This is a genomic window from Oceanobacillus sp. HCA-5259, assembly GCF_037892815.1.
Lineage (GTDB): Bacteria > Bacillota > Bacilli > Bacillales > Amphibacillaceae > Oceanobacillus > Oceanobacillus indicireducens.
In genome coordinates this window covers 114,197-134,802 of the sequence record NZ_JBBKBV010000003.1, presented here as the reverse complement: position 1 = coordinate 134,802, position 20,606 = coordinate 114,197, and the positions used below count along the sequence as shown (strand labels likewise).

Sequence of the window (20,606 nt, the reverse complement as noted above, 5' to 3'; positions counted from 1 at the left end):
GACTAGCTGCTACATCGGAATATACGATAACCTAAATTATCCTTATAGAAATTTGATAAATACTCATGTTCCTTAAGGATATTAAAATATTCATGGCTTACGTTTTCTGATGGAGAAAATTCAGTAGCATGTTTTAAATCATGTTCATCAAATTTTATTGTAGGTTTTTCGACGCTTACTTGCTCGAACCCTCCTTGCCGTAGTAATCTTACCCACTCATTTTCACTCAGTAATTGTGAAAATCCGTAGAAATCTTTTATTTTCTTCTCTTCTTTTTCAGATAATGGTTGTTCATGTACTATCTCAATCATCAGCAATTTACCGCCCTGTTTTAATAAGCGTTGGCATTCAGAGATGGATAAGGCAATATTGGTAAAGGACAGAACAGATTCGGAAAGAATAAAATCAAAAGAATGATCAGCAAATGGAAGTCTTTCAACATTTCCGTGGATGGTTTCAATAACTGAATTTATCGCAGCAAATCTTTGTTTCGCTTTATCCAGCATTATATTGCTATTATCCAGAGCAACAACATCGCATCCATAATGTTCGGCAATATAAGCAGAGGTTTGACCAGTTCCACATCCAATTTCCAGGATGGATTTACTTTGATCTATCGCTTCCCCGGAAAGAATTTCTTTTGTTAGTTTTAGGCCCCCTGGATGTGCTCCACCAATTCCGAGTACGGCTAAACAATCAAGGTACGTATGACCCAATAGCATTTCCCCCTTATTTATCTTCTTATAAATCTTGTAATATACGGGCTCACCTGATTGTATAAATCCATGGCTTTTCTTCCAGTTTTAATCATTTTGTCAAAATCCCAATCCCCATCGGGAGTCCGCATATTTGTAAACAAGCTGGAATCCCTTGGAAACCCGTGTCTATGCCTAGGTGCCCTTCGTTGTTGTCTATATGGATAGAACGGCATAGGTCGTCTTGGTCTTTCTGGAAACATGTATTCGACCCCTCCAATACATAACTTTTAACTTGAAGTGAAAAGGAACAAATGGCTTGAATATTTTTCAAGCCATTGTGGGATAAAGGACTACCAAAAGAATAATGATGCTAAAGCTATACCGGCAATTGCTCCTAATGCTATTCCAAAGCCAAATCCATATCCATATCCATAATATCCATAACCAAAACCACCTAAATTTCTATTTGACCGAATTGGTTCTAAATATACTCTTCTACGGTCAACGTGGCGGATAATTCCATGATGAACCCTTCCATCATGGGTTCTTATTCTTACAGCTCTTCCCATATATTGATTACACAATTTATGATAATGTTCAACGGACACAATGTCACCTCCAAAATATTTAAAGTTCTTAATATTGTATGCAGTAGTAATAAATATTAAAGGGACAGTTATACTGGGGTTTTCGCCAAAATAATAAGCAAAAAAACCATAAAGTGAAACTTCATTCAGTGGGGAATTCCTTCCCTCCCCACTGAATGTTAGTTGAACAGAATCAGGGATTTACGGACTGTATATTCCCCACCCTCACAAGTTGGGGCTTCCCTCATGTATAGAGGTGGGGGAATTACAGACCGTTAATGCGTGAAAAATGTATTACGTGAACAATTGGTATTTCAAATATTCAATAACAAAAATCTCTAGTAATGACTTCCATATTGTCATCACTGGGTTACTAACTATAACCGTTTTTATTTTATTTCATATAGTAATCGTATCAAGGGATAGGAGGTGTTATGAATGAGTGAAGTGAAAGGATATGGTGGATATGGCGGAGGTTTCGCCTTGATTGTTGTGTTATTCATCCTTTTAATTATTGTAGGTACATCCTATGTTGGCTGGGGCTATTAGGATTCGCCTGCAACCATTGATTCTCTCCCCGTCGGAAAAGTGTATACTTTACCACTTATGTGCATTTGGATTAATCAGGTCTATCTGATTAATCCTTTTTGCATTATGGTAACATAGAAGAAAGGAAAAAACGGATCTTATTCAATTTTATTAAGTGAAACAATGAGCAAAAATTGTGATGATTAGTTAAGTAAAGACGAAACCTTTTTCTAATTATTCCGTAATACAAGTGATTGAACATACATAATGGAGGTAACGCCCATGCGTACGAATTGGCTAATGCTGGGGTGCTTGATAATCCTTGTTTTATTAATAGGTTGTGCTAAAGATGATCCGCCGGCACCGACAGTTGAAGAAGCGGGGGAAGAAGTGATAGGTTTATTACAAGCAGGGGAATATGATAAGCTATATGAAATTTGGTTTTCCAATGAATTGCAGGAATCATTGTCTGCGGTTGAACTTGCGCGCGATTGGGAAGAGAAAGTAACAGAGGGAGACTTTGTTGAATTAAGTTCCTTGCAAGCGGACAACCTGACGGAAGATCTGGATGTTGTAGAAGCGAGTCTTGAGTACACAACGGATTACTTTGATATTCGCTTGATTTTTAATAAGGAAACGCGTTTAGTTGGCTTGAGTTTATCAGACGGATTTACTAAAAGGGAGTTGCCGGAATCGATTAAAGAAGAGGAAATAATTGTTGGCAAGGAAACAGAATATGAGCTAGAAGGACTGCTTACACTTCCTAAAGAAGGCGAAGGAAAATTTCCTGCAGTGGTGCTCGTTCATGGTTCCGGACCATCAGATCGAGATGAGACAGCTTTTGCCTACAAGCCGTTCCGCGACCTTGCTTGGGGACTTGCGGAACAAGGGATTGCTGTTATCCGGTATGATAAGCGCACCCTTGCGTACGGTAACGAGATGGAGCTCATCTGACGGTTTATGAAGAGACGGTAGAAGATGCGATTCGGGCTGCTGAATTAGTGAAGTCTGATCCCCGTATTGATCCGGAACATGTTTACTTGGCAGGTCACAGTCTTGGCGGAATGCTCGCGCCTCGGATCGATGCAGAAGGCGGTGACTTCGCTGGGCTTATCAGTCTTGCTGGCTCTCCTCGCCCTTTATGGGAGATTATTTATGAACAGAATTTATACCTGATTGAAAAACTCATCGCAAATGAAGAGGAACAGAAGGAACAGCTGGCGTCCGTAGAAGAAGAGTATCAGAAGGCCCAAAACTTACAAAAGCTGACGACAGAGAAGTCCAAAGAAGTTACTGTATTTGGGATAAATGGCTATTATTTAAAAGAAATGGCTGAATATGATGTCCAGTCGTATATCGGAGAATTGGATAAGCCGTTACTAATCTTGCAAGGCGAGGACGATTTCCAAGTTTTCTATGATAAAGATTATGCATATTGGCAAGAATTATTGGAAAATCATGATGACGCAACGTTTATCAGCTATCCCGGATTGAATCATTTTTTCATTGCTTATGAAGGAGCGGGAGAAGGGACGCTTCGGGAATATGAATATCCGAATCAAGTGGATGAAAATGTGATACAAGATATTGGCGAGTGGATTTTGGAAAAATTTAACTAAAATAAGGAGTGGACAGTCTTTATGAAGAAATTACAGGTGGTAAGTTTTTTACTAATAGCAGCAATCTTATTTTTAGCAGGCTGTAGCGGGGGAAAAAACACGGAGGAATCCGTAGAAACTCCAGAAGAAGGTATAGAGCCAGCGGAAGAACAGACGACGGATGAGAATGGAGACGGTACGAGGGATGAAGCAGTTGTCGTCGCGGAAGAATTTATTGACCAATTGAGTGACGGGCAATACGAGGAAGCAACGGAAAATTTTGATGAAACGATGGCTGCACAAGTCGGAGCAGAAGAACTTCAAGAAATATGGGGGAGTCTGGAAGAGCAGCTCGGTGATTTCATTGCTTTTGAATATAAGGAGACGGAGGAAGTGGAAGACCATGAAGTGGTATTAATTAAAGGAGTCTTCAATGACGCGGATATCACCTTCCAGGTAACGGTCAATGAAAATATGGAAATCGCCGGATTTTATATGGTCTAGAGGAGCAGCCTAAAAAAGATTGAAACTCGTGAGGAAAAAACGCTGCTTTCAACTTTTCACTTCATATTCCTTCCTTGCTGCGATACAATTTAGAATAGTGAAGCTCGCGTAAGGAAGACGTTAACATGTCTATACAAAAGAATCTGCAAATCGGTACTCGGGAAATGTTACATAACCAAGTTTGCAGTATTTGAAGAAGTGCTATTTTAAGAGGAGACTTTGAGCCGAGAAAACGGCTTGTGCAAACGGAACTCGCAGAAATGATCGGGGTAAGCAGAATGCCGATTAGAGAGGCATTACGGACACTTGAAATAGAATGACTCATTACTATGAAGCCACACACAATCAGATCTACTCCTTGTTCTCGCTCGCACAACTCCTTCAGAGAAAGTAAAGAAGAAATCAGACGGAATCAGTCTTTTTCTCGTGGATTTACGCAAAATCAGGGAAAATCAGCCGGATGCTCTTGTCGTCGAACAAATTTAGAGAGACAAGGATGTATCAAGTCGCTCCGGTGAATGATAATATGATTTTGGCTTATCTAGGTCAGCATGTGTTAGGATTGCCACGTTCGTATTAATTGGTTTGGCTGACCGTTAAATTGTTGCTATTCATGCATAAATCGGTTATATTTAAAATAGAATATGGAGGAGGCAAGGGAGTTTATTCCCTTACCCATAATAGCTGACTATCGCTTGCCCGAGCGATGGTCTTTCTTTTTTCTTGCGTTTAGTAGAGCCGATGTCAGATTAACTACTGCGGTTACCAGTGCAAGGAAAGCTACTATTATTGCCATTGCCTCCATAGGTCCACCCCCTTTCCCGTTGGGGGTAAGGCAATTATATCATAATAGGAACTAGTGTTCTATAGTAAAAACAATCTATTTTTCAAAGTAAAAAGGACTGGTAACTATACCAGTCCTTTTATCAATTATTCTTCAATGCCTTCTGTCCATTCGTCTACTTTATCTTGGTTATTTTCTACCCACTCTGCGGCTGCATCTGCAGGGTTAGCACCATCTGATATTTTAAGCATGACTTCTTCCATATCTTCTGTAGACCAGTGGAAGTTATCAAGAACTTGATAAACTTCCGGAAGGTCCTCTTCTAGACCCTCACGTACCATAGTGTTGATTGTTTCAGCTTCACCGAAAGTACCTTTTGGATCATCTAGATATTTCAGATCAAAAGCTTGGAACTTCCAGTGTGGAGACCAACCAGTTACAATAATATCTTCTTCATTTTCATAAGCAGTTCTTAATTCGGTCGTCATTGCACCACTTGAAGAAGTTTGAACCTCCCAGCCGTCTAAGTTGTCATACTCTTCTACAGCAAGCTCAGAAGCAGCAACTACTCCAGCACCTGGTTCGATGCCGGTGATAATTTTGTTAGCTTCATCCGATAAGTCTTCGATTGAGTCAACATCCATATAGCTTGGAACAACTAAACCAATTTTCGCTCCTTCTAAATTAGGGCCAAGGTCAATCATCTGATCACCATAGTTTTCAAATTGAGCTTCGTGTGTTCCAGGTAACCAAGCAGCAACCATTCCGTCTGCTTCACCGTTAGCAACGGCTTCCCACATAACAGCGTTATCTAGAGGAGTTAATGTAACATCAAATCCTAAGTCTTCTAAAACTTTACCAACAACATGTGTAGAAGCGATCTCTGTATCCCATTCTACATAAGCTAGTTCAACTTCACCATTTAAAGAACCAGCAGCATCGTCGCCTGTTTCAGATGAGCTATCATCTCCGGAGCCACAACCTGCAGCAAATAGTGCCGTAGATAAGCCTAATACAACCCCTAGACGTTTCCAATTGAACTTCTTCATTATATAAATCTCTCCTTTATTAAAACTCATTACTATTTATGGAACATTTTCCGTGGAAAAGATGCCATTAGCTTGATTTCTTCTCTTTACTTAAGTTTTGCGTCATACGGTCAATAACAATTGCAAGAATAACGATTCCTACACCAGATACAAATCCTGGACCTACTTGAGAACGTTGTAAGGCAGATAGTACTTCTCTACCAAGACCTGGTGCTCCAATCATCGAAGCGATAACTACCATAGATAATGATAACATTACTGTTTGGTTAATGCCAGCCATGATGGTTGGGCGAGCCATTGGAAGTTCTACTTTGAATAGTTTTTGTGAACCGGTACTTCCGAACGCATCGGCTGCTTCCACTAGTTCAGCAGACACCTGACGGATACCTAAGTTGGTAAAACGAACGGTTGGTGGTGTTGCAAAGATTAATGAAGCAATTACACCCGGTACCATTCCAATACCAAAGAAAGCAACGGCAGGAATCAAGTAAACGAATGCCGGCATCGTCTGCATGAAGTCAAGTATCGGTGTGATGATAGTTTCGGCAATCTTACTTTTAGACATCAGGATTCCAACCGGTACACCGATGATGATGGAAAGTAAACTCGCTACAATGACGAGCGTGATCGTGTTCATCATCTGATCCCAATACCCTTGGTTATAAACAAACCAAAGTCCAACGATTGAGAATGCAGCAAGGCCGAGCTTTTTCCCTGTTATGAAAAATGCAATAACTGCAATAAGTAGGATGAAAATGAATGGCGGGATATTCATCAATACAGTTTCTGAAATGAATTCCATAAGATTACCGAAGTGCTGCTTAATTGGGTTGAATAAAAAGGAAAATGTATCTGTTATCCAACGAACAGCATCAGTAACCCCTTCTGAAACAGGAATTCTTGGTACGATACTAGAAATATTAAGCACCATTTGTCACCTCTCCTTCTCCAGCAAGTGCTGCAATTACAGCACCTCGCACAATAATACCTAATAGCTTCCCATCCTCGACAACGGCTACCGGGGTCTGGGAGTCATAGATGATAGAGAAGATATCCTGTAAAGGTGTTTCTTTATCTACTTTCGGTATATCTGTACGAATAATTTCATTTAAATCCCTAACATCTTCATTTCTTGCTTTTGAAGCGTCGTCTGCTGTTACATAACCTTTTAATTTACGGTTTCTATCAGTTACGAGAATGCTAGAAATACCTTCCTCACGCATTCTTTCCAGTGCGACCCGTGGACCATGTCGTTCAATTTGAATGGTTTCTGGACGCTTCATGATATGGTGGGCTGTTAACACTTTGGATTTATCAACATCTTCAACGAATTTCTCCACATAATCATTTGCGGGATTTACTAAAATTTCTTCCGGTGTACCGATTTGGACAATGTTCCCGTCTCTCATTAAAGCAATCCGGTCACCTAGACGCAATGCCTCATCCAAGTCATGTGTAATAAATAGAATGGTTTTCTTCATTTTCGACTGTAATTGGATGAGTTCATCTTGCATTTCTTTTCGAATTAGTGGATCAAGTGCTGAGAAAGCTTCGTCCATTAGAAGGACCTTGGGGTCATTTGTGAGGGCTCGCGCAAGACCAACACGCTGCTGCATCCCACCGGAAAGCTGGCCTGGTTTCTGGTTCAAGTATCCACCAAGTCCAACCATTTCAAGTGCTTTTGTAGCTCGATTTTCCCTTTCCGCTTTATCAACTTTTTGGATTTCTAAGCCGAACGCGGCATTATCCAATACAGTTCGATGCGGGAATAAACCGAATTTTTGGAAGACCATACTTAGTTTTTCACGGCGAACTTCCCTTAGTTGGTTTTTATCCATTTTAGAAAGGTCTTCCTCATCAATATAAATATTTCCTTGTGTCGGTTCAATCAGGCGGTTGATTAATCGTACCAATGTGGATTTACCACTACCTGAAAGCCCCATAATAACAAATATTTCTCCTTCTTCTACAGAGAAATTTGCGCGATTGACTCCGACCGTTGCACCAGTTTCTTTTAAGATTTCTTCCTTCGTGCGGCCTTCGTCTAGAAGTTTTAGTGCTTGTCTCGTATTTCTTCCAAACACTTTGGTTAGATTCTTAACTTCAATAATCGGCATACCTTCACCTCTTTGTGTAATTTTTGTTGATATACAAAGCTAACGATGCACATCTGTATTTTTTTATCCATAAAAATAATCTACCTATTAACTATACGCATTTAAAAACATTAACTCAAACATGGTATGTTCTTGTTTACGTTGATTTAGAATGTAGAGTTTATGCGTCCTAAAGTATAAACCCGTTTATTGGCTCATTTCTCCCATTATCTCTAGAATCCTCCAAATCATTCTGCTTTTAATTCAGAAAATCCTTGTTATCACGCATTAACGGTTTGTAATCCCCCGACCTCTAAACATGAGGGAAGCCTAACTTGTGAAGGTGGGGGATATACAGTCCGTAAATCCCAGATTCTGTTCAGCTAACACTCAGTGGAGGGGGTAAGGATCCCCACTGAATGAAGTTTCACTTTATAAAGTTAGATTTCGCTTCTTATGAATAAACTAAACCTAGAATACTCGTAACTTCAGTCGTGAGCGTTCAAAGAATGTTATGCATGTAGAAAGCAACCAAAGTCATTTTATTCAGTAGTAGTCTATTCATTAGGTTGATTTATACAAGAAGTACAGTTTCTTTTGTATAATGAGAAGCATGAAGGAGGAAATGCATAATGGTTATGACAGAAACGAGGAAGTATAGAACATCTGAATATGATATTGACGAGATGTTTCTTGAGCGCTGGTCGCCGCGTTCATTTTCGGAAAAAGAGGTGCCAGAGAATACATTATTAGCTTTGTTCGAAGCGGCCCACTGGGCTCCTTCTGCTTTTAATTTTCAGCCATGGAGATTCATCCTTGCGAAGACAGCGGAAGAGCGGGAAGTGTTCCATTCATTCCTTTATGAGGGGAATTTAGCTTGGTGTACACGTGCACCTGTATTAGCGTTGATCATTTCCAAGAAGGAACAGGATGGGAATGTGATCCGTTCGCATTCGTTTGATACAGGAGCAGCTTGGGCATTCTTAGCTCTGCAGGCGAATAGGAAAGGACTGATTACCCATCCGATGACGGGATTTGATTTCGATAAAGCACGGGCCGTACTCGAGATTCCAGACGAGTATAATATAGAAGCGCTCGTCGCGATTGGCTATCAGGATGAAAAAGAAAAACTGCCTGAAGTATTACAAGAGCGTGAACAACCGAACCAACGCATGCCATTAGAGAATTTTATTTTTAATGGAAAGTTTAAAAAATAATGGACGTGCCCAAATGAGAGTTTTATCATTTGGGCTATTTTCATAAAGTGAAACTTCATTCAGTAGGGGTATTACAGACCGTTAATGCGTGATAAAATCAGGGGGCATTCTTATGATTCAATTCCAAAATCAACATATAACTGTTTTCCAAAGTGCTCTATATATGACAACCTCGGCGATTATTCAAGCAGAGGATGCAGTTATAATGACGGATCCAACATGGCTTCCTAAAGAAATAGAAACAATTAGGGCTTGTATTGATGAAATGATTGGTGACCGGCAATTATATATTATTTATACACATAGTGATTTTGACCATATTATTGGAGCAGGGGCCTTCCCGGAGGCAAAAGTCATCGCTACAAAGGTGTTTCAGCAAAATCCGAATAAAAAAGCAGTATTGCGAGAAATTGAAGCATTTGATCAAATGTATTATTTGAAGCGAAATTATAAATCAATCTATCCATCGGCGGATATTGTTGTAACCCGAGACGTGCAAACATTAAGGTTGGGGAAAGTGACTTTAACATTTTATCTTGCGCCTGGGCACACAAAGGATAGTTTGTTTACAGTGATTGAGCCTTATGGAATATTTCTTGCAGGTGATTATTTATCCGATGTAGAGTTTCCATTCATTTTCAGTAATTATAAAGACTACGTACAGACGATCCGGACTGCTGAACAGATTTTACATCATCATTCGATTCGGATCCTTGTTCCAGGCCATGGGACTACTACGCAAAGCGAAGAGGAAATCGTAAGTAGGCTTCATTTCTCGAAGTATTATTTAGAAGAACTTCCTCTTGATAATGAAAGTCTGATTGACGTTTTACGTGAGAAATATACTTTTTTTGAAGGGATGAAAAGTATTCATTTTGATAATGCAAGTAGGGTGGTAAGAGAAAGGGATAAATAATACTTTTCCGATGGACGTACAAAAAAACATCTCCGGTCTTATTTGAACATAATACCCTCATTCAAAAATCCGGGAAAATCTTCTTAAATTGAAAGGGAAGTAGAAAAAAATGTGTTATTGGGATTGGGATGAATCTTTATAATGTTTCTTTAAGTTCTTTACTTCAAATAGTGATCCAAAATGAAATAAAATTTAAAAGAAACGAAAAAGGAAAATAGTACGCTGTTTTAGCCAGCAAAAAAACCGCAAAAACATTGAAATCACAACGTTTTTTGCGATTCTTAGTGTCAAACCTGAGAATTTGTTATAAAGTAATTTAATATAACTAATATGATTAGTCAAGTAGAAATAATCAAGTGATGGTATTTATAGAGCTTCTTAGAACTAGAACTGCTTGCCAAATATATTTAAGTACCCAAGGTAATACGAAAAAGCAAGGATGATAAAAAATGCGCCTACTATAAGAAAGAAAAACATCCAGTCTTTAGGAGAGACGTTCATTTCATGATAGTAGGTGCGGTCTGTATCACCTGTAAAACCTTTTGATTCCATCGCGATGGCAACTCGTTCAGCTTTTCGGATTCCATTTGCCAGCAGTGGAATAGAATATCTCCTGAATTGCTGCCATTTACCTTTTATCCCTTTCGTTCTGCCAAAGCCACGAATCCGGTGAGCTTGCCTTAAAATCTGCAGTTCGTCCCGAAACATAGGTAAGAAGCGATAGCCAGCCAGAATACCGTATGTGATTTTAGGGGAAACCTTGCATTGCTGCATTAAACTTAGCATGAATTTGGTCGAGTTTGTCGTTAAAGCAAATAGGATCGACAAGCATACAAAACAAAGAGATCGTAAGGCGAGACTAATCCCTGTTATAATACTTCCCCTTGTAATTTCGCTTCCGAAAAGGGTAAATAAAACTTCGCCATAGGAAAAGGTTTGATTTGTATACAGAATGGTCATCCAGGCAAAGCTGAGCGCCACAAGCAGAAATGGGCTAAAAATCTTGAGCCATTTAATGAAGGGGATATCGCTCATCGTGAATGTCACAATAAGGATAAATAAAAAATAAACGAGTGGAGTAAACACATCAAACGTAAAACTGAGCAAAATGCCAGGAATGAAGATGGCAAGTGCTTTGATTGTTGGATTAATGAACGAGATCAAGGCTTTCACCTTCTTTATGAAGTACTCGAGTCCGGTAAGGCGGACGTAATCGCGCTTTTTCCAATAGATCAGCTTGCCTCCAAAGACTTTCCGGCTCGCCATTGTAATGAATATGCTGCTGATATAATACAATCGTCCGATCAACTGTATCCACGATATCCATATCATGCGTGACGAAGACGATTGCCGTTCCATTTTGTCTCAAGCTATCAATCATGTACATCAGTTCTCTCGTAGTCTCTGCATCTTGACCAAATGTCGGTTCATCAAAAAATAAAATATCTGGTGTTTCATCCAGCATCGTTGCTACACTTAAGCGGCGCTTTTCTCCACCACTTAAGGAAAAAGGATTACTGTATTTATTTTTTTCTAAATGGAACTGCTTTAAAAGTGTGGTTGCAGCGGTATTTAATTCAGCTGTTGACCATCCATTCAATTTCATTCCAAATGTTAATTCATCGTATACGGTGTCCGTGATGAATTGATGCTCCGGGTTTTGAAAGACATATCCCATTCTTTTTCGCAGCTCTTTTTCCTCCCATTGCTCCACCGGTTTATCGTAAAAGTTTATAGTTCCTTTTTGAGGGGTTAATAACCCAGTCATTAATTGCAGTAAGGTAGATTTTCCAGCTCCATTCTCCCCAACAATGGCGACGAATTCTCCCCGATGAATTTTTAAGTTTATTTCTTGTAAAATGGGTTGTTTCTTATGATGGAAGCTCATCTGCTCTATCGTTATTAGGACATCTCTCTTGATAGAGGGAGGGGATTTCACAGGAATCGGGTAAGGATCGGCAGCGTTAGAAAACTGCTTTGGTAAAAATATTCCTTCTTTTTTTAATAAAGAATGATGATTTGCAAAGATGGATGCTGCATTGCCGTCTGCGATGATTGTACCCTGTTTTCCTAAAACAAGCATACGATCGGTAATATCCAGCCAGTCCTCGATTTGATGTTCAATGATAAACACAGCTAGCTTTTGTTTTTCTTGAATTTGTTTAATTAATTGGATAAATTCTATTCGAGAAACCGGGTCTAAATTTGCTGTAGGTTCATCTAAGATCAATAGTTCCGGTTCCAATAAAAGAACAGCTGCTAGAGCAAGTTTCTGCTTTTGTCCTCCAGATAACTCGTAGATTTTTCGATTTTGAAAACCATTCATTCCAACGGCAGACAACACCTCCGAAATGCGCTCAGGCATTTCGGAAGGGGCAATTTTTCTGTTTTCCAATGTAAAAGCAAGTTCATCCTCTACGGTAATCATGCAAAATTGACTTTCCGGATCTTGAAAGACAATCCCGATCTTCTGATTGAGCTCTCCTTTTTGATAGTCTTGTATATTTTTCCCCCGGTGAAAGATGTCGCCGGAAGAAATGCCTTCTACTGTATCGGGATATAACCCATTTAGGCATAGAGCTAGACTGCTTTTCCCTGAACCGCTTGCTCCAATAAGGAGGGTCGTCTCATGATCTCTTAAGGAAAAGTGCAGTTCATTGAGTAATGGTTTATCCGAATTTTCATAGCCGAATGAGAAATTGTCCACATAAAGTAATGGATTAGGCTGCGTCTTTTTCACGTTTTTTCTGTATCTCCTTTCCTAAGGCATAGCCGCGAAGGACCCCAGTTTTTGCTAATTTGTCACTCAACCATTTCCCTAGGACACCCGCGAGAAGGGCACCACTGATGATGCGAACAGCTAACATCGCTATAAGTAATGCAGGGGCTAACGCGATATTTCCGGATGAAAATAAATTCCAAGTGAAACTGAAAACGGCTGCAAAGACACCGGAAAGAATTAAAATGCGTAAACGATAATCCTTCCATTTTGTTATTGCGAAGGCAAACTCTGCTCCTAAGCCTTGAATTGCAGCTGCTAGAATAAGTCCGGGTCCCGCGGCAGTTCCCAATAATACTTCGGTAACTCCTGCGATAAGTTCAGCTGTAAAGGCAACCCCCGGCTTCCGAATGATATAAGCTGCAACGATGGAAACAATGAACCAAATGCCAAAAATAATTTCATACCCAAACGGTGCGAGACCAAATGGAGCAAGAATATTACGAATACCTTGACCAACAAGAAAGAATGCTAAGTAAATGATCCCGAAGACGACACCTAATATCGACATGAGAACAATTTCTTTTAATTTCCAATGCTTTGTCATTTCACTTCTCCCTAGGTTTATTTTGTAGGACTGTTGGCGGAAAGGCTAAATGTCATGGTGACATGAGAGACTTTTTCTTGGACGAGTTCAAAGGATTCATGTAATGCATTGAAGATATCATGAACGTCTCCGTCTAATCTTGTTGCATAATGTGTAGAAGTAACCGTGACATTACGATGCTTTGATAGATTGATTTGTTCATAGATTTTATCCATGTAATCTTCATGCCCCATTGGATAAAGGGAAAATTTACAACCGGCGATTTGGAGGATCGATTTCGTTTTTTCTTCGTTCAATGGTATGTCTGTTTCATCCATATACGCGTCAGCTTCCGTGTCACCAGGACAGCCGATGGAGAACGTACCATTCATAGCAACATGCTCCCCAGTATTCGCTGCATGTAGGAAGATTGCTTTTGCAACATCGAAAACATGGATCATTTTTCCGCGGATACACGTACTGACATCATCTGTTTCCTTCCAAACCTTGGAGGTATCAACCTCACTTAATGTTGATAGAATAATATCAACAAAATTATCACTCATCGGGTGCAGACTAAATTGACAACCTACAATTCGACTAGTTCCACAATTGTTACGCATTCCAATCTCCTCCTATTGATAATAAAAAAACTGCATTCCTAAGGGGAATGCAGTTTACACATTAATTTTAACAACATAATATTCGTAAACTGCACTTCCCCACGCTAGTATTATCTAGATCGGGTAGTAAGGGTCGGATTAATCCTCTCAGCCACATGACGCAGCTCCCCTAGTGCTTATGTTTTGATATGCAGTTATTCTAATTCCAGATTGTATACATGTTTCGGTATTTTGTAAAGTATTTAATCAATTTTAATATCCGGTTTCTTCCAAAATATAGTGATAAGGAGACAGACGACAATAACGATCGAGCTGAAAACAAACGGATAATTGATATCTATATCAAATAAAACCCCACCAACTACTGGACCAAATACATTAGCAAGGGACGTGAAGAATGAGTTCATGCCGCCAACAAAACCTTGCTCATTCCCGGCGATTTTTGATAAATAGTTGGTAACAGCTGGACGAATCAGGTCAAACCCAATAAATACCGTGAAGGTTACCGCCATTACTTGCCAATAAGAATTAGCGAGTGTCATGGCAAAGACCAGCATAGCAGAAATGGCGAGCGACCAGCGAATAATATTGATTTCTCCGATCAACTTTGTTAACCAATCGAACAATACAACCTGGAAAATCGCTCCGATAATCGCACCACCTGTAATGGCAATCGCAATGTCAGAAGGAGTGAATCCGTGCTTATGATCAGTATAAAGGCTGAAGAAAGAATCAAACGCGGCAAGACCGAATGTTGATATTAAAATAACAATAAAAGCGATGAAAAACATCGGCATAAACACTTTCCTCAAGCCACTTTTGCCGAGTTCTTCGGTCATATCAGCCATATCGTCTGTTTTCGACTTCGGCTCTTTTAAGGATAAAATCGAAACGAAAGCAACAATTAAACCACACGCCGCAGCAGAGAAGAATGGTACACGCGTACCAATCCCTGCTAAGAAGCCACCAATTCCCGGTCCGATAATAAATCCGGTACTAATCATCGCTGACATATAGCCGAGTGCTTTAGGCCGCGTTTTCAGCGTCGTAATATCTGCGATAAATGCGGTAACAGCAGGCATGATGAATGCGGCACTTATTCCTCCGAGAATTCGTGAGGCGAACAATACTTCAATTGTTTTACCAAGACCAAATAAAAACTCGGAAAAACTGAAGATAAAAAGACCAATGACAATCATGCGTTTACGCCCATATTTATCAACTGCTTTTCCAGCCAAGGGCGAGAAAATCAATTGAGCTAAAGCGAATGCAGCCGTTAAATAACCGACAACAGTACCACTGATGCCGAGTTCATTCATAATAGTTGGCAGAACCGGTATAACAAGTCCAATTCCTAAAAATACAAAGAATATATTTGTAAGCAGAAGCGTCAATGTCCAATCTTTCTTTTTCATAGCTTTTTCTCCTAGGTGATATGATATTCTGTACTAAACATAGAAATTTTACTCTGATTCGATGAGAGATGCAAGCATATATTACTATTTATTATAACTTAATTTTCGCAACCTGAAACAATTTAAGCAAGCTAGCAATTGTAGTAATTATCTCTCGTTTTATTCTCCCATTTTGCGCATTATGTATGCTTGATAGGATGGCTGAACTGCTTTGACTTTTACAAATGCGACAGTTGCTTGCGTTAATATCTTAATAAAGTGAAACTTCATTCAGCGGGGGGGGGGGTCCTTCTCCTCCACTGAATGTTAGTTGAACAGAATCAGGGATTTACGGACTGTATATCGCCCGCCTTAACATTTTGGTTTTCCCTCATGTTTAGAGATGGGTATATTACAGACTGTTAATACGTGATAAAAAGGATGTTGGATGAATGATTTATATCTATATTGGACTTGTCGGAGCACTCGGTGCGATGCTGCGGTATAGTATAGGAATTCTAATTATGACAGAACATGTTTTTCCCTATGCGACGTTATTGGTTAATTTGATAGGGAGCTTTTTACTTGCGTGGCTGACTTACGGACTGTTTAAAAGGATTCATCTGGATGAAAAGCTGAAAACAGCGATAACAACGGGTTTTGTCGGCTCGTTCACTACATTCTCCGCTGTCAGTGTGGAAACGGTTGAGTTGTTCCAAAATCAGTCGATGTTACTTGGGTGCGTCTATGTTTTTGTGAGTTTGGTTGGAGGGCTTGGTATGTGTGAAGTTGGTTTTCGGGTTAGTAGGGGAGTTGGAGAGAAATGAACTGGATGTATTTATTAATCGTTGGTGTCGGTGGGTTTTTTGGCGCGATTATGCGTTATTCGATTTCGGGGAAGATGAACGATCCGGAAAAAGCCGTACCAATGGGTACACTTCTCGTCAATCTGACAGGTGCATTCTTGCTCGGATTGCTTATAGGTGCAGGGGTAGATGAATTATTACTTCTCTTATTGGGGACAGGTTTTCTTGGTGCCTTTACGACATTTTCAACGTTGAAACTTGAGATGGGAGTGTTGTGGAGGAAGGGGAATAAGCGGGAGTTTTTCCTTTACACTGGGCTGACGTATGTTTTGGGGATTGCTTTGGCGTTTCTAGGAGTTGTTTGTGGGAGTTATTTTTAGGAGGATTGCATTATAAAACAAGGATGGTATTCTATCATCTATTTACCATAAAAAGGAGGAACTTGCAATGCAACTAATTCAGTAACCAATACTTCAAAAAGAGGCGATGGCCGGTGTTACTGCTCCATCTTCAGGCGTTGCATTATTTAAAATAAAGGTTCCGCCAATTGAGACGGAACCTTATTAAACGGTTAGTGACCTGCAACATCCCGCTTCGCAAAGAAGATCCAGGTAATTGCTGCGAAAATAATATAGTAGACAACTAGTACGGTAACGGAAAAGCCGAGTGTCATTCCTTCCATCATCGGTGTGTTCCCGTTAAAGTACTGGGACAGGTTTGTATTTGCAAATAGAATGTATTTCGCCCAGTCCCGTTCTATGAAGAAGAACACAATCTGGTTTCCAGCTAGCATAAGAAAAATTGCGAGTCCAATTGCTAGCGCGCTGTTTCTGAAAATGGAAGAGATCATAAAGGCGAATGTCGCCATCATGAGCAAGTTCACAAGACTGAAGCCGTAATCGGTTATAATCTCCCCAATAACTGGAACATATTCCACTCCATCGCCTTTTTCAAGAACGATATGAGGATTCATCCCGTCAAAGCCGATGAAAATTCCTCCGATAATCCATGAGAAGAGGAGCACGAATAAAAACGTTATAAATGAAAATATTAGTACGGCGCTATATTTTGATATTAAGATTTTCGTCCGTGAAATTGGTCGGATGAGCAGCAACTTAATCGTTCCCCAGCGGAATTCGTTAGCAAGAATACCGGCAGCAACGATGATGGTAAAGAGACTGACAAGGGAAAGCAGCATCTCATTTTCCATTACAAATTGCCACGCACCGTAACTTTCAGGCATAATATCATGTTCTAAATAATAATTATTGATTTCAATGAACGTTGAATTAAAGGACTCCATATCGGGAAATTCTTCCGTATCTTTCATGTATTCGGCATTCTCTGTTTCCAGCGTCTCTCTCCACGTATCTTCTTCATATGTCATAAAGTCCCCATAAGTTTTTGCCAACAGGCCGACCCCAATAATGATTAATGCCAGTATGACATACATTGCCCAAGTCGATTTCAAACGGTAGATTTTAATCACTTCATTTTGTATGAGATTTAGAAAATTAGTCAATGATATTCTCTCCAATCAGATCAAAGAATTTATCTTCGAGAGTTGATTTGGTGACTTGCACTTCATAAATGAGAATATTTTCTTTCACCAAATCGGAAATGAGTAGCGGGATATTCTCCTTCTCGGTTTGGAACGTGATTTTACCGTTTGTTTGGGCAGCAGGTGTTTTACGATTGACGACTTCAAGGGCTTTTTCAAGTGGTGTTGCTTCCATTTCCACTTGCAGCAGTTGTTGTTCGCCTGCTGGTGTATTTTCTTTCACAGCTTGAATCGCCACAAGCTCGCCATTTTTAATAATGCCGATCCGGTCGCACATTAACTCGATTTCGGACAATAGGTGGCTGGAAATGATAACTGCAACATTATGTTCGGTTGCAAGTTTCCGGATATATTGTCTGATTTCCCGAATGCCGGCAGGGTCTAGTCCATTCGTCGGTTCGTCGAGTATGAGAACGGATGGCTTATGTAATAAAGCTTGGGCGATTCCTATTCGTTGTCGCATCCCAAGTGAGTATCGGCCAACTTTTTCATTCATTACTTTTTCCAGACCGACAAGTTTAACCGTTTCATCAATTCTTTCCTGCGTAATCCCTGGAATCATCCTTGCATATTGTTTTAAGTTTTGTGCGCCTGTTAAAAAGGGGTAGAGCTCTGGATTTTCAACGATTCCGCCAACTTCACGGATTGCTTCTTTAAATTCTGTTTTAATACTTTTGCCGAGAATATGTACGTCGCCTTCTGTAAGTTTCATTAACCCTACCATCATACGGATTGTCGTTGTTTTCCCGGCACCATTTGGTCCAATGAAGCCGAATACTTCCCCTCTATTAATGGTAAAGGAAAGGCCTTTAATGATTTCCTTATTGCCGATACGTTTTCGGACATTCGTCAATTGCATTGCAATTTCGGTCATTCTATTCCCTCCTCTATCGTGTTCTCTAGGTGGTACGGAAAAAGGGGTGGGAAAGTTTCATTTTTACTGATTTTGGTAATAATATATTCAAAAAGATGATCGGCAGAAATGTTTTTCTAGCCGATCATCTTTTACTGTAAGGGCACTTCCGCCTTTGATTTAAGGGGAGCTATGCTTTTATATTACCCCATACTTTTTTTGCTTCTGTGCTACCTCACTGAATGAAGTTTCACTTTATGAATAAACCAAGAATACTCGTGACTTCAGTTGTGAGAGATTTAATTTAGGGTAGTATTGCGAACGATCGTACAGGAAATCCACTTGCTTTTTCAGGCTTTGGAACGATATTGAAAATGATGGCACCTTTTGTTGGAACTTTATCCAGATTGGTTAGCAGTTCGATCTGATAGGTGTCTTGCTCTAGTACGTAATATTCTCCGATGAGTCTGCCATTTTTTGCAGCGTCGATAGCGGAGTCGGTGTCAAAGGTTTCGTGGCCGACTGCTTTGATTTTTCTTTCTTCAAATAGGAATTCGAGAGCGTCAATTCCCCAGCCGGGAAGATGTGGATTACCGTCTTCATCCTTATTCTCAAAACGCTCTTTATCTGGCCAACGCTTGCTCCAATCGGTACGTAAGGCGACAAATGTGCCTGCTTCAATTTCACCGTGGACTGCTTCGAATTTGAGGATATCTTCTTTCGTCAAGGTGAAGTCATGGTTATGTGCTGCTTCCCTTGATTTATCAATGACTATGAGCGGTAAGACAAGTTCTTTTAATTTAAGTTCATCAAGGTAGCGCTGATGTCTTACGAAATGAATTGGAGCATCGATATGAGTACCGTATTGTCCGGCAAAAGAGAACAGTTGGGCAAAGAACCCATCGTCATGGTTGTAAAGTGTCTTGAATGCGGCATCATCAAATGCTGCAAAATGCGGTGAATCAGGGCCGAAAGTGTGAGTCAAATCAACCCATTCTTTTTCTTTCAGTAGTGAGATTGCTTTTTGTAATTCTATTGCTGCTTGTATTGTCGTCAATTTCATCCCCCCTAAAATTATAAAAAACCCTCTTCTTGAAATAAGAAGAGGGTTAGGTAGCATATCTGCCGGCTCTTCTTATCTTCGAGCAAATGCATGCTCCTGGAATTGGCACAGTACTCCAAAAGCCTGTTGCCGAGGTCTCAAAGGGCCAGTCCCTCCACCTCTCTTGATAAGAAAAAAATATTAAGAAATTAGTTAAATAATAGAATATACCGAAACAAGAAAAAAGTCAACACTTAATTCGGGGACAGGGGGTCAGAGCATCTGTCCCAACTGGGACAAATGCTCTGACCCCCTGTCCCAGTTTACCGGCAAAAAATAATTATTTCATAAGGGGTTGTTTGGGCTGGAATACTCTTTGTTGCTGCACCATAAACAACAATTAAATTTCTCCTTGCAGGGTTTTGTTTGAAGTCTTGCCCGTTTGTTAATTGCATCTGTGTATCAGGACCGATATTTAGCTGCAAAGAGCCGTCACTGCTGATTAATTGCTCATTAAAATAACTTACCTTTACTTGGCTATATGGATTTTCCTTCACGATAACTAATGCCCGGTATTGCGGTGGATAAATTAAAATTGTGGCTGCATCCCCATCATAATAACCGGTGATCTGATCCCCGACTTTGATTTTTTCCTGATATAGAAAGAACGTATCTGGTCCTGCAACGAAGTTAACGACAGTACCGGCATCATTCTGAACAGATATAAACTTGTAACAACCGAAATTATCATTAGGCGGATACATCGGAAAGTCATCTACACTTGTGACGCGGCCGGTAAATGATTTGAAATTGATTCTACTCACTGGAACCACTCCTTTTTATAAAATTAGCCCACAATAGTTTATGAGAACTTAGGTTAAAAGTGCTGGAGTGGGACAAGTGCTCTGACCCCATGTCCCAGTGGGACGCGTGGGGTCAGAGCACTTGTCCCGATTTCTATACAGGGTGTGTTGGTTATGATTTAATGGAAATAATGGAAAAGTTATTGAGGTTGTTCGGTATATGGATGTTTAGACCATAATAA

General features: G+C 40.0%; 24 protein-coding genes and 2 riboswitches. Of the genes, 9 read left to right on the top strand and 15 right to left on the bottom strand.

Annotation, left to right across the window (positions count from 1 at the left end):
- Positions 1–2: 2 nt before the first annotated feature.
- The 3 genes from WKU33_RS03120 to WKU33_RS03115 all read right to left on the bottom strand — a co-directional run bounded on the left by WKU33_RS03120 (position 3) and on the right by WKU33_RS03115 (position 1,306).
- Complete coding sequence (locus WKU33_RS03120) at positions 3–716, bottom strand: class I SAM-dependent methyltransferase (RefSeq protein ID WP_370459786.1); 714 nt, start codon at positions 714–716, stop codon at positions 3–5.
- Between the two features lie 17 nt (positions 717–733).
- Positions 734–958, bottom strand: a complete 225-nt coding sequence (locus tag WKU33_RS19050) for a YppG family protein (RefSeq protein ID WP_442946212.1) — start codon at positions 956–958, stop codon at positions 734–736.
- 90 nt (positions 959–1,048) lie between these two features.
- On the bottom strand, positions 1,049–1,306 hold the full coding sequence (locus WKU33_RS03115) for a hypothetical protein (RefSeq protein WP_188858972.1): 258 nt from the start codon (positions 1,304–1,306) through the stop codon (positions 1,049–1,051).
- Positions 1,307–1,723: 417 nt separating this feature from the next.
- Here WKU33_RS03115 and WKU33_RS03110 point away from each other — a divergent pair, with 417 nt between their 5' ends.
- The 5 genes from WKU33_RS03110 (at position 1,724) to WKU33_RS03090 (ending at position 4,235) form a co-directional block, all read left to right on the top strand.
- Positions 1,724–1,834, top strand: a complete 111-nt coding sequence (locus tag WKU33_RS03110; RefSeq protein ID WP_156857221.1) for a YjcZ family sporulation protein — start codon at positions 1,724–1,726, stop codon at positions 1,832–1,834.
- A 261-nt stretch (positions 1,835–2,095) separates the two neighbouring features.
- Positions 2,096–2,767 (top strand): alpha/beta hydrolase, encoded by a 672-nt coding sequence (locus WKU33_RS03105; protein WP_340453166.1) that lies wholly within the window; start codon positions 2,096–2,098, stop codon positions 2,765–2,767.
- 47 nt (positions 2,768–2,814) lie between these two features.
- Positions 2,815–3,432 (top strand): alpha/beta hydrolase family protein, encoded by a 618-nt coding sequence (locus WKU33_RS03100; RefSeq protein ID WP_340453163.1) that lies wholly within the window; start codon positions 2,815–2,817, stop codon positions 3,430–3,432.
- Between the two features lie 21 nt (positions 3,433–3,453).
- On the top strand, positions 3,454–3,915 hold the full coding sequence (locus WKU33_RS03095) for a DUF3887 domain-containing protein (RefSeq protein WP_156857223.1): 462 nt from the start codon (positions 3,454–3,456) through the stop codon (positions 3,913–3,915).
- A 203-nt stretch (positions 3,916–4,118) separates the two neighbouring features.
- Positions 4,119–4,235: a GntR family transcriptional regulator gene (locus WKU33_RS03090; RefSeq protein WP_340453226.1), complete on the top strand. Its 117-nt coding sequence runs from the start codon at positions 4,119–4,121 to the stop codon at positions 4,233–4,235.
- A gap of 610 nt (positions 4,236–4,845) precedes the next feature.
- Here the strand turns inward: WKU33_RS03090 and WKU33_RS03085 are convergent.
- From WKU33_RS03085 to WKU33_RS03075, 3 genes are all read right to left on the bottom strand, one after another.
- The gene (locus WKU33_RS03085; RefSeq protein ID WP_156857224.1) at positions 4,846–5,748 is read right to left on the bottom strand and encodes a glycine betaine ABC transporter substrate-binding protein; all 903 of its coding nucleotides are present in this window, start codon (positions 5,746–5,748) and stop codon (positions 4,846–4,848) included.
- 67 nt (positions 5,749–5,815) lie between these two features.
- Positions 5,816–6,679: an ABC transporter permease gene (locus WKU33_RS03080; protein ID WP_336253063.1), complete on the bottom strand. Its 864-nt coding sequence runs from the start codon at positions 6,677–6,679 to the stop codon at positions 5,816–5,818.
- A complete protein-coding gene (locus WKU33_RS03075; protein WP_156857226.1) occupies positions 6,669–7,865 on the bottom strand; it encodes a quaternary amine ABC transporter ATP-binding protein in 1,197 nt (398 codons plus the stop codon). The genes WKU33_RS03080 and WKU33_RS03075 overlap by 11 nt, the downstream gene beginning before the upstream one ends.
- Positions 7,866–8,482: 617 nt before the next feature.
- Between WKU33_RS03075 and WKU33_RS03070 the strand changes: the two genes are divergently transcribed.
- Positions 8,483–9,061: a nitroreductase family protein gene (locus tag WKU33_RS03070; RefSeq protein ID WP_445321678.1), complete on the top strand. Its 579-nt coding sequence runs from the start codon at positions 8,483–8,485 to the stop codon at positions 9,059–9,061.
- 112 nt (positions 9,062–9,173) lie between these two features.
- Positions 9,174–9,977, top strand: a complete 804-nt coding sequence (locus tag WKU33_RS03065; protein WP_340453158.1) for an MBL fold metallo-hydrolase — start codon at positions 9,174–9,176, stop codon at positions 9,975–9,977.
- A 384-nt stretch (positions 9,978–10,361) separates the two neighbouring features.
- Here WKU33_RS03065 and WKU33_RS03060 read toward each other — a convergent pair whose 3' ends face one another.
- The 5 genes from WKU33_RS03060 to norA form a co-directional block, all read right to left on the bottom strand.
- Positions 10,362–11,150 carry an energy-coupling factor transporter transmembrane component T family protein gene (locus WKU33_RS03060; protein WP_336253060.1) on the bottom strand — a complete coding sequence of 263 codons (789 nt, stop codon included), beginning with the start codon at positions 11,148–11,150 and terminating at the stop codon, positions 10,362–10,364.
- A complete protein-coding gene (locus WKU33_RS03055; protein ID WP_156857048.1) occupies positions 11,125–12,717 on the bottom strand; it encodes an ABC transporter ATP-binding protein in 1,593 nt (530 codons plus the stop codon). The genes WKU33_RS03060 and WKU33_RS03055 overlap by 26 nt, the downstream gene beginning before the upstream one ends.
- Positions 12,698–13,303 (bottom strand): ECF transporter S component, encoded by a 606-nt coding sequence (locus WKU33_RS03050; RefSeq protein ID WP_156857049.1) that lies wholly within the window; start codon positions 13,301–13,303, stop codon positions 12,698–12,700. Before WKU33_RS03050 ends, WKU33_RS03055 begins: the two co-directional genes overlap by 20 nt.
- A 17-nt stretch (positions 13,304–13,320) precedes the next feature.
- Positions 13,321–13,905, bottom strand: coding sequence for a YkoF family thiamine/hydroxymethylpyrimidine-binding protein (locus tag WKU33_RS03045; protein WP_336253059.1), 585 nt, complete (start codon positions 13,903–13,905; stop codon positions 13,321–13,323).
- A 79-nt stretch (positions 13,906–13,984) separates the two neighbouring features.
- Positions 13,985–14,086, bottom strand: a riboswitch (TPP riboswitch).
- A gap of 61 nt (positions 14,087–14,147) precedes the next feature.
- A complete protein-coding gene (gene norA, locus WKU33_RS03040; RefSeq protein ID WP_188859324.1) occupies positions 14,148–15,320 on the bottom strand; it encodes a multidrug efflux MFS transporter NorA in 1,173 nt (390 codons plus the stop codon).
- Positions 15,321–15,751: 431 nt separating this feature from the next.
- Between norA and crcB the strand changes: the two genes are divergently transcribed.
- Together crcB and WKU33_RS03030 are read left to right on the top strand one after the other, a co-directional pair.
- Positions 15,752–16,126: a fluoride efflux transporter CrcB gene (gene crcB / locus WKU33_RS03035; protein ID WP_188859323.1), complete on the top strand. Its 375-nt coding sequence runs from the start codon at positions 15,752–15,754 to the stop codon at positions 16,124–16,126.
- A gap of 5 nt (positions 16,127–16,131) precedes the next feature.
- Positions 16,132–16,485: a CrcB family protein gene (locus WKU33_RS03030; RefSeq protein WP_188859328.1), complete on the top strand. Its 354-nt coding sequence runs from the start codon at positions 16,132–16,134 to the stop codon at positions 16,483–16,485.
- 191 nt (positions 16,486–16,676) lie between these two features.
- Here WKU33_RS03030 and WKU33_RS03025 read toward each other — a convergent pair whose 3' ends face one another.
- The 4 genes from WKU33_RS03025 to WKU33_RS03010 form a co-directional block, all read right to left on the bottom strand.
- The gene (locus tag WKU33_RS03025; RefSeq protein ID WP_188859322.1) at positions 16,677–17,627 is read right to left on the bottom strand and encodes an ABC transporter permease; all 951 of its coding nucleotides are present in this window, start codon (positions 17,625–17,627) and stop codon (positions 16,677–16,679) included.
- Positions 17,620–18,540, bottom strand: a complete 921-nt coding sequence (locus tag WKU33_RS03020) for an ABC transporter ATP-binding protein (protein WP_156857056.1) — start codon at positions 18,538–18,540, stop codon at positions 17,620–17,622. The genes WKU33_RS03025 and WKU33_RS03020 overlap by 8 nt, the downstream gene beginning before the upstream one ends.
- A gap of 283 nt (positions 18,541–18,823) precedes the next feature.
- Complete coding sequence (locus WKU33_RS03015) at positions 18,824–19,576, bottom strand: cyclase family protein (protein ID WP_445321674.1); 753 nt, start codon at positions 19,574–19,576, stop codon at positions 18,824–18,826.
- Positions 19,577–19,651: 75 nt separating this feature from the next.
- Positions 19,652–19,755: riboswitch (SAM riboswitch) on the bottom strand.
- Between the two features lie 129 nt (positions 19,756–19,884).
- Positions 19,885–20,325, bottom strand: coding sequence for a hypothetical protein (locus WKU33_RS03010; protein ID WP_188859326.1), 441 nt, complete (start codon positions 20,323–20,325; stop codon positions 19,885–19,887).
- Between the last annotated feature and the right edge of the window lie 281 nt (positions 20,326–20,606).

Excerpts from the sequence above, each read along its gene's own strand:
- WKU33_RS19050 (WP_442946212.1), bottom strand. The coding sequence starts at position 958 with ATGTTTCCAGAAAGACCAAGACGACCTATGCCGTTCTATCCATATAGA.
- WKU33_RS03110 (WP_156857221.1), top strand. The coding sequence starts at position 1,724 with ATGAGTGAAGTGAAAGGATATGGTGGATATGGCGGAGGTTTCGCCTTG.
- WKU33_RS03105 (WP_340453166.1), top strand. The coding sequence starts at position 2,096 with ATGCGTACGAATTGGCTAATGCTGGGGTGCTTGATAATCCTTGTTTTA.
- WKU33_RS03095 (WP_156857223.1), top strand. The coding sequence starts at position 3,454 with ATGAAGAAATTACAGGTGGTAAGTTTTTTACTAATAGCAGCAATCTTA.
- WKU33_RS03085 (WP_156857224.1), bottom strand. The coding sequence starts at position 5,748 with ATGAAGAAGTTCAATTGGAAACGTCTAGGGGTTGTATTAGGCTTATCT.
- WKU33_RS03080 (WP_336253063.1), bottom strand. The coding sequence starts at position 6,679 with ATGGTGCTTAATATTTCTAGTATCGTACCAAGAATTCCTGTTTCAGAA.
- WKU33_RS03075 (WP_156857226.1), bottom strand. The coding sequence starts at position 7,865 with ATGCCGATTATTGAAGTTAAGAATCTAACCAAAGTGTTTGGAAGAAAT.
- WKU33_RS03070 (WP_445321678.1), top strand. The coding sequence starts at position 8,483 with ATGACAGAAACGAGGAAGTATAGAACATCTGAATATGATATTGACGAG.
- WKU33_RS03065 (WP_340453158.1), top strand. The coding sequence starts at position 9,174 with ATGATTCAATTCCAAAATCAACATATAACTGTTTTCCAAAGTGCTCTA.
- WKU33_RS03050 (WP_156857049.1), bottom strand. The coding sequence starts at position 13,303 with ATGACAAAGCATTGGAAATTAAAAGAAATTGTTCTCATGTCGATATTA.
- WKU33_RS03045 (WP_336253059.1), bottom strand. The coding sequence starts at position 13,905 with ATGCGTAACAATTGTGGAACTAGTCGAATTGTAGGTTGTCAATTTAGT.
- norA (WP_188859324.1), bottom strand. The coding sequence starts at position 15,320 with ATGAAAAAGAAAGATTGGACATTGACGCTTCTGCTTACAAATATATTC.
- crcB (WP_188859323.1), top strand. The coding sequence starts at position 15,752 with ATGATTTATATCTATATTGGACTTGTCGGAGCACTCGGTGCGATGCTG.
- WKU33_RS03030 (WP_188859328.1), top strand. The coding sequence starts at position 16,132 with ATGTATTTATTAATCGTTGGTGTCGGTGGGTTTTTTGGCGCGATTATG.
- WKU33_RS03020 (WP_156857056.1), bottom strand. The coding sequence starts at position 18,540 with ATGACCGAAATTGCAATGCAATTGACGAATGTCCGAAAACGTATCGGC.
- WKU33_RS03010 (WP_188859326.1), bottom strand. The coding sequence starts at position 20,325 with ATGTATCCGCCTAATGATAATTTCGGTTGTTACAAGTTTATATCTGTT.